Genomic DNA, 12,317 nt, shown 5'->3' with positions numbered 1-12,317 from the left:
CCACGCCGTGGTCTCCGCCCTGCTCGACGCGCTGTCGCGCCTGCCGGGGCGCGACGATGCCGGCGACGCCGCGCGGCGCGGCCGCGTGCGCAACAGCGGCGTGTACAAGCGCCAGCTCGCGCGCCTGGCCGCCCGCCACGACTGGCTGGCGCAATGGATCGAAGGCTGCGTCAAGCGCCTGAACGGCCAACCGGGCGATGCGGCCAGCTTCGACGCGCTCGACCGCCTGATCTCCGCGCAGGCCTACCGCCTGGCCGACTGGCGCGTGGCCAGCGACGACGTGAACTACCGGCGCTTTTTCGACGTCAACACGCTGGCGGCGCTGCGCATGGAGCGGCCCGAGGTGTTCGAAGCAACGCACCGCAAGATCCTGCACTGGCTGCAGGACGGCTGGATCACCGGCCTGCGCATCGACCACCCCGACGGCCTGGGCGATCCGCAGGCCTACTTCGCGCAGCTGCAGGCGCGCTACGCGCAGCAGGCCATCGTGGCCGGCCAGCCGCCGCGCGCGCTGTACCTGCTGGTGGAAAAGATCCTGGCCGAACACGAGCAGCTGCCCGACGACTGGGCGGTGCACGGCGACACCGGCTACCGCTTCGGCGCGCTGGTCAACGGCCTGCTGGTGGACGCGCGCAACGCGCAGCCGCTGACCCAGGCCTGGTGCGACTTCACCGGCGAGCAGCCGCGCATCGACGAGGTGATCCACCGCTGCAAGAAGCTGATCATCGAGACCTCGCTGTTCAGCGACCTGAACTGGCTGACGCAGGCGCTGCACCAGCTCACGCGCGCCAACCGCCGCCGCCGCGACTTCACGCGCAACCGCCTGCGTGCGGCGCTGGCCGAGGTCGCCGCCTGCTTCCCGGTCTACCGTACCTACCTGCGCGCCGGCGCACCGGCCGGCGGCATGGACCGCCAGCACGTGGACTGGGCCATCGCCGCGGCCAAGCGCCGGCTGGGCGGCGCGGAGGCCACGGTGCTGGACCACCTGCGCGAGGTGCTGCTGGGCGAAGGCGAGGCCGCGCAGATGCCGGCCGAGGCGCGGCAGCGATTCGTCTCGCGCTGGCAGCAGTTCACCGCGCCGGTGATGGCGAAGGCGGTGGAGGACACCACGTTCTACCGCTACATCCCGCTGGTGTCGCTGAATGAAGTCGGCGCCGACCCGAGCAGCTTCGGCGTTTCGGTTGCTGCCTTCCACTCCGCCAACAACGGGCGGCAGCGGCACCGGCCGCACTGCATGCTGGGCACCTCCACCCATGACAGCAAGCGATCGGAAGACCTGCGGGCGCGGCTGAACGTGCTGTCCGAGGACCCGAGCCTGTGGCAGGACTGCCTGCAGCGCTGGGCCGGCTGGGGCGAGCTGTACCTCACGCAGGCGGACAAGGGCGCCATGCCGGCGCGCAACGACCTCTGGCTGCTGTTCCAGACGCTGGCGGGCGTGTGGCCTGCCGTGCAGGCCGACGAAGGGGAACGCGAGACCCTGCGCCAGCGCGTGCAGGCCTACATGCTCAAGGCCGTGCGCGAAGCCAAGCAGCACACGCAATGGACCTGCCCCGCCACCGACTACGAAGAAGCGCTGGCGCGCTACATCGACGGCGTGCTGCGCGCGGGCCCGACGCAGCCTTTCGCCGACGAGCTGCAGAAGTTCACGGCACGCATCGCGCCTTTTGGCTTTCGCAACAGCCTGAGCCAGCTCGCGCTCAAGCTCACGGCGCCCGGCGTGCCGGACATCTACCAGGGCTGCGAGCAATGGAACTTCAGCCTGGTCGACCCCGACAACCGGCGCCCGGTGGATTTCGAGCAACTGGCGCGCGGGCTCGACGACGTGCAGGGCCTGTACCGCGAGGGCTCGCCGCATGCAGATGCATGGCGCGCCCTGTGGGACCACGTGGCCGACGGCCGCATCAAGCAGCTGGCGACCTGGCGGCTGCTGCAGCTGCGGCGCGCGCACGCGGCGCTGTTCCGCGACGGCGGCTACGCGCCCGTCACGGTGGACGGCCCGGCGGCGGACCATGCGGTGGCCTATGCGCGCACCGATGACAACGATGCGGTGCTGGTCGTCGCCGCGCGCCTGACCTACACCCTGTGCCAGGGCAACGACGCGCACTGGGACGCGGCGCTGTGGCAAGGCACGCGCCTGCACTGGAACCCGGACAACGCCGGCCCGCGCCGCGTGGTGCGCTGGCGCAACTGGCTCACCGGCCAAAGCGTGCGCGCCGACGTTGCGCAAGCCGACGGCTGGCTGGATCTGGCGCAGCTGTTCGACGGCGCCGGCGGCCTGCCCTTTGCCGTGCTGGTGCCCGCGCAGGATGGAGACGCCGCATGAACATCCTGTTCGCCACGCCCGAGTGCGCGCCCTATGTGAAGACCGGCGGGCTGGGCGACGTCAGCGCCGCCCTGCCCGCGACGCTGGCGTCCATGGGCCACGACGTGCGGGTGCTGATGCCCGCCTACCGCGGCATGAAGATCAGCGGCGAAGTCGGCGACGCGGCCGACATCCCGGCCTACGGCCCGTGGCCCGCGGCGCAGCTGCTGCCGGTGCGCTCTGACAACGGCGTGACCCTCCTGCTGCTCGCCTGCCCTGCCCTCTACCAGCGCCCCGGCGGCCCGTACGTGGACAGCGGCGGGCGCGACTACCACGACAACCTCATGCGGTTCGGTTTCTTGAGCCGCATCGCCGCGCTGCTGGGGACACGGCATTCCCCGTGCGCCGACTGGCGTGCCGACGTCGTGCACGCCAACGACTGGCCCTGCGGCCTGGCGCCGCTGTACCTGGCGCAGGCGCGCGCGTTCGGCAATACGGCGGGCAACGGCGACCAGCCGGTCGCGGCTTCAGTCATGACGATCCACAACATGGCCTTCCAGGGCGTGTTCGGCATGGACAGCGCCGAGATGCTGGGCATTCCGCATGCGTGGCGCGGCATGGACGGCGTGGAGTTCTGGGGCCACTTGTCGATGCTCAAGGCCGGCCTGCAGTTCGCCGACGCGATCACCACGGTGAGCCCGAGCTACGCGCGGGAGATCCAGACCGAAGCCTTCGGCGTGGGGCTGGACGGCGTGCTGCGCGCGCGCGCGGACCGGCTCTCCGGCATTCTGAACGGCATCGACACGCGCATCTGGAACCCGGCCGAGGACAAGCTGATCGCGCAGTCCTATGGCCCCGGCACCCTCGAGGCGAAAGCGCGCAACAAGGCGGCGCTGCAATCGCGCTGCGGCCTGGCGCCCGATCCCGACGCCATGCTGTTCGGCGTGGTGAGCCGGCTTACCGCGCAAAAGGGCATCGACCTGGTGCTGGGCGGCCTCAAGGACCTGCTGGCGCGGGGCGGCCAGTTGGCCGTGCTGGGCCAGGGCGACCCGGGGCTGCAGCAGGCGCTGCAGGAAGCGGCGAAACAGTCGCCGCGCCAGGTGGCGGTGACGGTGAGCTTCAGCGAGGAGATGGCGCACGGGATCGAAGCCGGCGCGGACTGTTTTCTGATGCCATCGCGCTTCGAGCCCTGCGGACTGAACCAGATGTACAGCCAGGCCTACGGCACGCCGCCGCTGGTGGCGCCGGTGGGCGGCCTGCGCGATTCAGTCACAGATGCGGCGCAGGATCCGGCACGGGGCACCGGCTTCGTCATGGACCGCATCGATGCCATCGGCTTCGAAGACGCGCTGCGCCGTGCGTTCGACGCCTTCCGCGATCCGCAGCGCTGGCGCCGCATCCAGGCCAATGGCATGGCGCGGCATTTCGGCTGGGAAGAAAGCGCGGCACAGTACTTGCAGGTGTACCGGCAGGCAATGGACGCGCAGTAGGCACGGCGTCGGGGCCTACGCAGTCCTACCATCCAAGTGGATGGTAGATCAGTGCTACGATGGCCCATGCCGAAGCCAAGCACCAAGTCCCTGAGCACCGCGCCCAAACCGCAGGACGAGAAGATCACCATCAATCTGGGCTGCATCGACCTGGGGCAGATCGACCTGCTGGTGCAGGAAGGCTTCTATGCCAACCGCACCGACCTCATCCGCACCGCCGTGCGCAACCAGCTGGCGGTGCATGCCGACGTGGTGCGGCAAGCCGCGGCGCGCAAAACGCTGACGCTGGGTGTGCTTCATCTGGGCAAGGCGCAGCTGCAGGCCCTGAAGGCCAAAGGCGAACAGCTCGACATCCGCGTGCTTGGCCTCGCGACCATTGCCGCCGACGTCACGCCCGACCTGGCGCTGGCCACCATTTCTTCCCTGACCGTTCTGGGTGCCCTGCACGCCAGCCCCGCCGTGAAGGCTGCGTTGAGCCAACGCATCCTCTAACCGGACATACACCACCATGCGCCCCGATCTCCAAAGCCTCATGCACAGCGCGACCGCCCTGGTCCGCTCGGGCAAGCTGCGCGACGCAACCGCCGCCATCCAGGCGGCGCTGCGCCAATCCACACCAGGCACCACGCCCGCACAGGATGCGGAGCGTGCGCGCCACGACGACGTCCTCGACGTCGAAGCGCGCGAACTCCCGTCCTCGCAGCCACCGCCGCAGCACGCCCCTGCCGCCGATCCCGCCACGCCGCACCAACCCGCCACACCCGTATCACCCACGCCGCCCACGGGCAAGGGCACGTTCACCGCGGGCCACTACGCGGACGGCAAGACTGCGCGCGACTACAAGCTCTACGTACCGCCGCAAGCGGGCGACCAGCCGCTGCCGCTCATCGTGATGCTGCACGGCTGCACGCAGGACCCCGACGACTTCGCGGCGGGCACGCACATGAACGAGGTGGCGCGCAATGCCGGCTGCTTCGTGCTGTACCCGGCACAGTCGGGGCAGGCGAATCCGCAGCGCTGCTGGAACTGGTTCAAGCACAGCCACCAGCAGCGCGGCCGCGGCGAGCCGGCGCTGCTGGCCGGGATGACCCGCGACGTGATGGCCAAGCACCGCATCGATCCGGCGCGCGTGTACGTGGCCGGCCTGTCCGCCGGCGGCGCCATGGCGGCCATTCTGGGCGACACGTATCCCGACCTGTATGCCGCCGTCGGCGTGCACTCCGGCCTGGCCTCGGGCGCGGCACAAGACCTGCCCTCGGCACTCGCCGCGATGCGCAGCGGCGCCGCGGCAGCGTCATCAACGCAACCGCCCGCGCCGACCATCGTGTTCCATGGCGACGCGGACGCGACCGTGCATCCCGACAATGGCAGGCACGTGATCAGCGCCAGCGCCGGCGGCGCAGACGGTGCGCCGCAGGTCGACCGGCAGCGCGGCGCCAGCGGGCGCAGCTACACGCTCAGCGTGCACCGCGCACCCGATGGCGCGGTGCTGGCCGAGCACTGGGTTGTGCACGGCAGCGGCCACGCCTGGTCGGGCGGCAGCAGCGCGGGTTCCTACACCGATCCGGCCGGGCCGGATGCAAGCGCGCAGATGCTGCGCTTTTTCCTGGAGCACCCGAAACGCTAGCTAGCGTGCCAAGCGCCCAGGGGCACGAGGATCTGAGCTTCCCTGGGCCGCTGCAACAGCTTCTCGAGCTTGGTGTCGTAGGCAATGCGGTAGGGCTTCATCTGGTTGGCCACGAAAGCCTCGACGCTCGGCTCGGCCCACCGCTCATACAGCGTGAACAGGGTCTCGTCCTGCGCATCCTGGTGCAGGTGGCAGGAGACGAAAGCCTCCTCCTGCGACATGGCGTTGACGATCTCATCGAGCGCCGCGCGCCACTCCTGCACGCACTCGGGTTTGACGAAAAGCTTGACGTAGAAAACAAGGCGGGCGGTGTCCGGCATGGAAGCTCCTGGAAGTGGGTTGCCGCCGAAGCGGCAGCCAGCGACTCTAGGGGAGATACCGGACTTTTTCTGTCCTGATTGCGGAATGCGCTGTCAGGCCGGATGCGCCGCCATCAGCTCCGCCTTGCGTGCTTCCAGCTGCTGCGCCAGCTGCATGAGGTCCATGTTCTTGGACTTGCGGGCTTCAGGGAACATCTCCTCGCGCTCGTCGTTCACGTGGTGCAGGATGGCGTGTTCCAGCTCCAGCATCAGGTGTGCATCGGTCGGCGTGTCCTGCAGCTTGGTGATCAGCTTGCGGGCTTCGTCGTGCTCTTGCGTGGCGTCCTGCAGCAGCTCCTCGTCGTGGGTGGCATTGCGGAACGCGGAATAGAAGATCTCGTCTTCGATGCGCATGTGCACGGTGAGCTCCTGGCAGATCTGCTGCGCGAGGACGCGCTTGCGGTTGTCATCGTGCGCCGCCTTGTACTGTTCGAACAGCCGCATCACTGCGTTGTGGTCTTCGTCGAGCAGCACCGTCGCGTCTTGCTGGGCCATGTGTTCTCTCCTGAAAGGTGGGGGTGGGGTCAACATACGCGCCCGCCGCGCGGCGCAGGCGCGAACGCCGCACCTTCCTGCGTAGTCCGCTTCCGACGGTGATCAGCCGTCTTCGACGCGGTAGTTTCCGACAGCGGCGCGCGCCGCGCTCCGCAACACTGGGCCGATGACATCAAACAAGGTCACCGTCCTGGTCAACGCGAAGGCCGGCCAAGGCAACGCCCCCAACCTGCAGCGGCAGATCGAGGACGGGTGCCGCGCGCGCGGCCTTGACGCGCAGCTGGTCGCGTTCGACGATGGCGGGCAGATCGCTCCTGCCGTGCAGGACGCGTTGCGCGCCGGCACGCGCACGGTGGTGGCGGGCGGCGGCGATGGCACCGTCAGCGCGGTTGCCGCGGCGCTGGCCGGCACCGACGCCACCCTGGGCGTGCTGCCGCTCGGAACCTTGAACCACTTCGCCAAGGACCTGAAGATTCCGCTGGAACTCGAGGGCGCGCTCGACGTGCTGCAGGGCGGCAGCACCATGGCGGTGGACGTCGGCGAGGTGAACGGGCGCGTGTTCATCAACAACTCCAGCCTGGGCCTGTATCCCGAGATGGTGCTGGACCGGGACCAGCAGCGCAGCAGGCTCGGGCGCGGCAAGTGGCCTGCGCTGGCGGCGGCGGCGCTGCACGTGCTGCGCCGCTATCCGGTGATGCCGCTGGAGGTGGACCTGGGCGACCGCACGCTGCGGCGCCGCAGCCCATTCGTCTTCATCGGCAACAACAACTACGCCATGGAAGGCTTCGAGATCGGCTCGCGCGCGTCGCTCGCAGACGGCCGGCTGAGCCTGTACCTGAGCCAGCACAGCGGGCGGTTCGGGCTGTTCGCCCTGGCATTGCGCGCGCTGTTCCGCCGGTTGCGGCAGGCGGGCGACTTCGACATGCTGAGCGTACGGGGCCTGGTGATCAGCACCACGCGCAAGACGGTGCGCGTGTCGGCCGACGGCGAGGTGTTCAGCATGCGCACGCCGCTGCGCTACAGCATCCGGCCGCTGGCCTTGCGCGTCAGAGTTCCAGCGCAGCGGCAATCGCCGCCAGATGCTCGTCCTTCAACTGCTGGGGCTTGACCTCGTCTTCGGCGGCGGTCTCGTTCTCGTGCTTTTGCAACGCCGTGCGTATGGCGGCGCGGCTGTCCCAGACGATCTCGTGGCCGCGCGGGCACATGTGCCGCATGGTGTGGTACCAGTAATAGCCGTCCGCGCCACCGAAGAGCCGGTCGATTCCCGCCAGATCGTTGGACTTGATGCCGTGCTTCTTGAGCACCTCGTCGAGAACTTGGTGGGAGAGGAGGAATGTCATTGCGCTTGGGCGGCGCGTGGCCGCGCCGTGGGAACTCATACGGGCCGGCGATTGTACCGGCCACCACGGCAGAGCCATGGCGAAACGAAAGGCCACACCAGTGCCCGAAAGCACGAATATGCCCACGCAGAGCTTAGAACTTCCGTGGCTCCTACCTGTCTACCATAGGCCTCCTACACACTCGTCAACAAGGACCTACACCCGATGCAGAGCTTCACCAAAACCCTCCTCGCCAGTTCTGTTGCTTGCGTTGCCGTGCTCGGCAGCTTTGCACCCACGACGAGGCAGGTGACGGTGCCTGCGGTCCGTGTTCCCGTGATGACGAACCAAGCGGCGCGCGCTCCCGGCCTGACGGTGCCTTCGGTGAAGGCCGCCATCGCAGCCGTGATCACCAAGAAGTCCGCCCTCCGGTTGGCCGCTGAAGAATCGGTGCGTTCGCGCCTGAAGTTCGACACCGTGCGCTGGCACGGCAAGCCCGTGCAGACGCTCGACGAACCGTCGCGCATCCTGCTGGCGCAGGCCGCCGCCGACAAGGCCGGACTGCGCGACGTGGGCCTGAGCTACCACGACGTGTACGGCGTCATCGAGGCGGAGACCTCGTGGATTCCGCGCGCCGGCGCCAGCAAGGACGGCACGCCCAACATCGGCCTGGCGCAGTTCGAGCCGGCCACCGCCAAGGGCCTGGGCCTGGACGATCCGGAAGACCCGGTGCAGGCGGTGTTCGCCGCCGCGCTGCACATCAAGCAGGCGGCCAAATGGGCCACCGGCAAGATCGGCCCGCTGAACCTCGATCCCGAGCAGCATGCCGCCAAGCTGCGCGAAGGCGTGTCGGTCTACTACAACCTGTCGGTCAAGGGCCGCAACAAGTGGGACGGCCTGAACACGGCGGAGCTGCCGGAAGAAACGCAGCGCCACATCCGCAACGCGGCAGCAGGGGCGATGGAAGCCGTGCAACTCGCGCGGCACATGAAGGCCTGAACTTTCCACTTCCCAGGGAACGTAAGGACAACCGCGCGGTGTAACGCGGTTTCCTTCCTTCGTCATGTCTGACATGGCTGAGCCTTGCTTGCGCGAACGGCACGCGCGGCGGCTCGGGAGCGCAATTCACTGTCAACCCTGACAGCTTGTTGCCCCGCACACGCACAAACAAAGATGGCGCCGCCATTGCCCATACCGGCGGCGGCGCGATCGAGGTTTGTGCCGGGCGGCATCTGCACGGATGCCAGCCAGCCGCAGTCTTGGCAACACAGACCGATTTCGAATCTCACATCGAAAGGTCTCCATGACTGCATCCCAGGCCCTTGACGCCCTTGTGCACGCCACCCTTCGCATCGATCCCGCACTGGTCACCGACGACCTGTCCTACCAGGACATCTCGCAATGGGACTCGCTTGGCCACGTCCGGCTGATGCAGGCGGTCGAGACCACGTACGCAATCAAGCTCACCAGCGAACGGATCACGCAGCTGACGTCGGTGCGCGCCTTGCGCGACTTCGCGGACAAGGCCGGCGCGCGCGAGGGTCCCGCACCCGTTGCGCAGCCGCGGCGGAGTGCCGGCGGGAACGCGCCGGCCGCCGTGTCGCGCGGCCTGGTGGGCATCTGCTTCGACCGCAGCGAGATCACCGACATTGATGCATCGGGCGGCATGCTGCGCTACCGCGGCTATGGCGTCGACGAGCTGATCGAGCGCGCCAGCTACGAAGAGGTGGCTTTCCTCCTCATCCACGGCACCGCGCCCACGGCAGACGAGCTGGCGCGCTTTCGCGGCACGCTGCGGCGCGCTCGCACCCTGCCCGCGGCGCTCGCGCCGCTGCTCGCATCCATGGCCGCGGCCCGCCCGTTCCTCGTGCTGCAGGCCGCGATTGCGGTGCTTGGCGCGCAGCGGGCGCAGCAGCCGGATGCCGACGCCGATGCCGACATCGCGCTGATCGCCCAGCTGCCCTGCGTGCTGGGCCTGTTCCATCGCCTGCGCACCGGCGCGGCCGAGCCGCCGCCGCGCGCGGACCTGGGACACGCGGAGCACCTTCTGTACGGCCTGCACGGCCGGCTGCCACAGCCCGTGCAGGCGCGGGCACTGGACCGGGCGCTGAGCCTGCTGGCCGACCACAGCGCCAGCGCCTCCACCTTCACGGCCCGTGTGGTCACTGGCGCCAGGGCCGATCCCCATGCCGCCATCTGCAGTGCCATCGGCGCCTTCTCCGGTCCGCTGCATGGCGGCGCGGTCGACCAGGTGATGGCGATGGTCGACGAGATCGGCTCGCCCGCCGCCGCCGCGGACTACGTGCGCGCGCGCCTGGACCGCAACGAGCCCATCTACGGCTTCGGCCACCGGATCTACCGCGGCGCCGACCCGCGCAGCGGGCTGCTGCGCGGCATCGCGCGCACGCTCGGCGGCCAGGGGCGCGGCGCCCGCACGCTGGACGTCCTGGACGCCGTCGCCGACGCCATGAGCGGCTACAGCCGGCTGGGGCTGGACACCAACGTGGACTTCTACGCGAGCGCGCTGTTCGAGGCGCTGGACATCCCGCGCGACCTGTTCGGGCCCCTGTTCGCCTCCGCGCGGGTGGCCGGCCTCGTGGCCCACGTGCGCGAGCAGCAGCGCAACAACGTGCTGATCCGGCCCCAGCTGCTGTACGCGGGGCCCGGTCCGCGCAGCTACGGCGCGGGAGCACGCGCATGACCGCATTGCTCCACCACGGCTTCATGGCCAGCGCGGCGCGCGCGCCGCACGCCACCGCCTTGCAGCTGGGCGCGGACAGCTGGAGCTACGCGCAGCTCGACGCCAACGCGCACCGCATCGCCGGCGGTTTGCAGGCGATTGCCGCCGCGCCCGCGCGCGTGGGCATCTTCGCGCGGCGCAGCCTGGTTTCCTACACCGGCGTGCTGGGCGCGCTGTTCGCCGGCGCGGCCTTCGTTCCGCTGAACCCGGCGCTGCCGGCGGCCCGGCTGCAGTCGGTGATCGACCTGGCGCAGTTGGACGCCATCGTCTGCGAGCAGCGCCACCTGCCGCTGCTGCGCACGATCCTCGCGCAGTGCCAGGCTTCGCCGCGGGTGCTGGTCGCGCAGGCCGTGCGCGAGGCGCCCGATGCGCCTCCCACAGTGCAGCTCTCGGCTTCGGAGAACGGGTCCGCCATGCCGGCGCCCGACAGCCGCACAGCCACCGCATCCCCAGGCATCGCCTACATCCTGTTCACCTCCGGCAGCACCGGCACGCCCAAGGGCGTTCCGGTCTCGCATGCCAACGTGGCGGCGTTCCTGGCGTCGAATGCCGCGCGCTACCGGCTCTCGCCCGGCGACGTGGTGTCGCAGACCTTCGAGCAGAGTTTTGATTTGTCCGTCTTCGACCTGTTCATGGCGTGGAACGCCGGCGCGGCGCTGTGCGCGCTGGCCGCCACGGAACTGCTCTCGCCGCTGTCGGCCATCCGCGCGCGCGGCATCACGGTGTGGTTCTCGGTGCCTTCGGTCATCGCGGTGCAGATCCGGCTGGGGCTGCTGCAGCCCGGCTCGCTGCCCTCGCTGCGCCTGAGCCTGTTCTGCGGCGAACCGCTGGTGCGCGCGCATGCCCAGGCCTGGCAGGACGCGGCGCCCGCCTCCATCGTGGAGAACCTCTACGGCCCGACCGAGCTGACCATTGCCTGCGCGGTGCACCGCTGGAACCCGCGCACATCGCCGCAGCAATGCAGGAACGAGATCGTGCCGATCGGCCGCATCTACGACGGCCTGCGCCACCTCGTGGTGGACGAGCACCTGCAGCCGGTGCCGCCCGGCGCCGAAGGCGAACTCTGCGTGGCCGGGCCGCAGACCTTCGCCGGCTACTGGCGCAATCCCGAGGCCGACGCCGCCGCGTTCTTCACGCGCGGCACCGCGGAAGGAGAGACGCTGCGCTTCTACCGCACCGGCGACGTCGTGCGTGCGCTCGACGGCGGCGAACTGGTTTTCGTCGGCCGGCGCGACCACCAGATCAAGGTGCGCGGGCACCGCATCGAGCTCGGCGAAATCGAGGCGGCGCTGCGCGCGCAACCCGGCGTGGTGGAAGCCGTGGCCTTCGCCTGGCCGCCGCACGCGAGCGTCACCGAGGACATCGTCGCCGCGGTCTCGGGAGAAGGGATCGACGGGCAGGCCGTGCGCGGCCAAGTGCAGGGCCTGCTGCAGCCGCACATGGTGCCGGCGGCCATCAAGGTCATCCAAACCATGCCCCGCTCGGGCACGGGCAAGCTGGACCGGCGCGCGCTGCGCGACGCGCTCTTGTCCGACCACGGCCTGCTTGCCAAGGGAGAGGTCCATGCAGGCTGATCCTTCATTGGAAGAACCGGCGTCGCTGCGCGTCGCCGTGGTGGGCGGCGGCTTCTCCGGGCTGTGCCTGGCGGCGCACCTGCACCGCGCCACGAACCGCCGCGTACAGGTCGTCGTCATCGAACGCGGCACCGTGGGCGACGGGCTCGCGTTCTCCACCCGCGAGGCCGCGCACCTGCTGAACGGCCCGGCCGGCAACCAGAGCGCCTTCGACGACGCGCCGAACGACTTCGTGGATTTCCTGTCGGCGGACCCGGAGGCCGCACCCTTCCTGGACCGCACCCGGCCGATCCAGGGCCAGTTCGTTCCGCGCATGCTGTACGCGCGCTACCTGCGGCGCCTGGCCGCCCGGCTGCTGGAGCCTGCGCCCGCGGGCAGCACGGTGCGCTTCGTGCGCGGCGAGGTGGTCCG

At 69.8% G+C, this 12,317-nt stretch carries 12 protein-coding genes; 9 read left to right on the top strand and 3 right to left on the bottom strand.

Annotated elements, in window-relative coordinates; translation table 11 throughout:
- The 4 genes from treY to H0U68_RS01150 form a co-directional block, all read left to right on the top strand.
- Nucleotides 1-2,323, top strand: a 2,323-nt coding sequence (gene treY, locus H0U68_RS01165; RefSeq protein WP_296352319.1) for a malto-oligosyltrehalose synthase, incomplete at its 5' end; no start/stop codon positions are given.
- Nucleotides 2,320-3,792, top strand: a complete 1,473-nt coding sequence (gene glgA / locus H0U68_RS01160; RefSeq protein WP_365730344.1) for a glycogen synthase GlgA — start codon at nucleotides 2,320-2,322, stop codon at nucleotides 3,790-3,792. The genes treY and glgA, both read left to right, overlap by 4 nt.
- 66 nt (nucleotides 3,793-3,858) lie before the next feature.
- On the top strand, nucleotides 3,859-4,284 hold the full coding sequence (locus H0U68_RS01155) for a CopG family transcriptional regulator (RefSeq protein ID WP_296352317.1): 426 nt from the start codon (nucleotides 3,859-3,861) through the stop codon (nucleotides 4,282-4,284).
- Between the two features lie 16 nt (nucleotides 4,285-4,300).
- A complete protein-coding gene (locus tag H0U68_RS01150; protein ID WP_296352315.1) occupies nucleotides 4,301-5,419 on the top strand; it encodes a PHB depolymerase family esterase in 1,119 nt (372 codons plus the stop codon).
- Here H0U68_RS01150 and H0U68_RS01145 read toward each other — a convergent pair.
- Nucleotides 5,416-5,739: an antibiotic biosynthesis monooxygenase gene (locus H0U68_RS01145; RefSeq protein ID WP_296352313.1), complete on the bottom strand. Its 324-nt coding sequence runs from the start codon at nucleotides 5,737-5,739 to the stop codon at nucleotides 5,416-5,418. The two genes, H0U68_RS01150 and H0U68_RS01145, sit on opposite strands and share 4 nt — an antisense overlap.
- A 93-nt stretch (nucleotides 5,740-5,832) precedes the next feature.
- Entirely contained in the window at nucleotides 5,833-6,273 is a 441-nt protein-coding gene (locus H0U68_RS01140) for a hemerythrin domain-containing protein (protein WP_296352311.1), read from the bottom strand.
- Nucleotides 6,274-6,439: 166 nt separating this feature from the next.
- Between H0U68_RS01140 and H0U68_RS01135 the strand changes: the two genes are divergently transcribed.
- Nucleotides 6,440-7,381, top strand: a complete 942-nt coding sequence (locus H0U68_RS01135; protein ID WP_296352309.1) for a diacylglycerol kinase family protein — start codon at nucleotides 6,440-6,442, stop codon at nucleotides 7,379-7,381.
- On the opposite strand, the gene H0U68_RS01130 is transcribed toward H0U68_RS01135, so the two are convergent.
- Nucleotides 7,320-7,613, bottom strand: coding sequence for a hypothetical protein (locus H0U68_RS01130; protein WP_296352307.1), 294 nt, complete (start codon nucleotides 7,611-7,613; stop codon nucleotides 7,320-7,322). The genes H0U68_RS01135 and H0U68_RS01130 overlap by 62 nt on opposite strands.
- A gap of 318 nt (nucleotides 7,614-7,931) precedes the next feature.
- Here H0U68_RS01130 and H0U68_RS01125 point away from each other — a divergent pair, with 318 nt between their 5' ends.
- From H0U68_RS01125 to H0U68_RS01110, 4 genes are all read left to right on the top strand, one after another.
- Nucleotides 7,932-8,591 (top strand): hypothetical protein, encoded by a 660-nt coding sequence (locus H0U68_RS01125; RefSeq protein WP_296352305.1) that lies wholly within the window; start codon nucleotides 7,932-7,934, stop codon nucleotides 8,589-8,591.
- Nucleotides 8,592-8,895: 304 nt separating this feature from the next.
- Entirely contained in the window at nucleotides 8,896-10,293 is a 1,398-nt protein-coding gene (locus tag H0U68_RS01120; protein WP_296352303.1) for a citrate/2-methylcitrate synthase, read from the top strand.
- Nucleotides 10,290-11,906: an amino acid adenylation domain-containing protein gene (locus H0U68_RS01115; protein ID WP_296352301.1), complete on the top strand. Its 1,617-nt coding sequence runs from the start codon at nucleotides 10,290-10,292 to the stop codon at nucleotides 11,904-11,906. Before H0U68_RS01120 ends, H0U68_RS01115 begins: the two co-directional genes overlap by 4 nt.
- Nucleotides 11,896-12,317: FAD/NAD(P)-binding protein (locus H0U68_RS01110; RefSeq protein ID WP_296352299.1), on the top strand; the 422-nt coding region annotated here is incomplete at its 3' end. The genes H0U68_RS01115 and H0U68_RS01110, both read left to right, overlap by 11 nt.

The organism is Ramlibacter sp., assembly GCF_013697775.1.
In the GTDB taxonomy this organism is placed as follows: domain Bacteria; phylum Pseudomonadota; class Gammaproteobacteria; order Burkholderiales; family Burkholderiaceae_C; genus Ramlibacter.
The sequence above is the reverse complement of the archived record's forward strand: the minus strand, read 5'-3'. Positions and strand labels throughout refer to the sequence as shown.

What these genes read in the sequence shown, in the direction of transcription:
- glgA (WP_365730344.1), top strand. Translation starts at nt 2,320, where the DNA reads ATGAACATCCTGTTCGCCACGCCCGAGTGCGCGCCCTATGTGAAGACC.
- H0U68_RS01155 (WP_296352317.1), top strand. Translation starts at nt 3,859, where the DNA reads ATGCCGAAGCCAAGCACCAAGTCCCTGAGCACCGCGCCCAAACCGCAG.
- H0U68_RS01150 (WP_296352315.1), top strand. Translation starts at nt 4,301, where the DNA reads ATGCGCCCCGATCTCCAAAGCCTCATGCACAGCGCGACCGCCCTGGTC.
- H0U68_RS01145 (WP_296352313.1), bottom strand. Translation starts at nt 5,739, where the DNA reads ATGCCGGACACCGCCCGCCTTGTTTTCTACGTCAAGCTTTTCGTCAAA.
- H0U68_RS01140 (WP_296352311.1), bottom strand. Translation starts at nt 6,273, where the DNA reads ATGGCCCAGCAAGACGCGACGGTGCTGCTCGACGAAGACCACAACGCA.
- H0U68_RS01135 (WP_296352309.1), top strand. Translation starts at nt 6,440, where the DNA reads ATGACATCAAACAAGGTCACCGTCCTGGTCAACGCGAAGGCCGGCCAA.
- H0U68_RS01130 (WP_296352307.1), bottom strand. Translation starts at nt 7,613, where the DNA reads ATGACATTCCTCCTCTCCCACCAAGTTCTCGACGAGGTGCTCAAGAAG.
- H0U68_RS01125 (WP_296352305.1), top strand. Translation starts at nt 7,932, where the DNA reads ATGACGAACCAAGCGGCGCGCGCTCCCGGCCTGACGGTGCCTTCGGTG.
- H0U68_RS01120 (WP_296352303.1), top strand. Translation starts at nt 8,896, where the DNA reads ATGACTGCATCCCAGGCCCTTGACGCCCTTGTGCACGCCACCCTTCGC.
- H0U68_RS01115 (WP_296352301.1), top strand. Translation starts at nt 10,290, where the DNA reads ATGACCGCATTGCTCCACCACGGCTTCATGGCCAGCGCGGCGCGCGCG.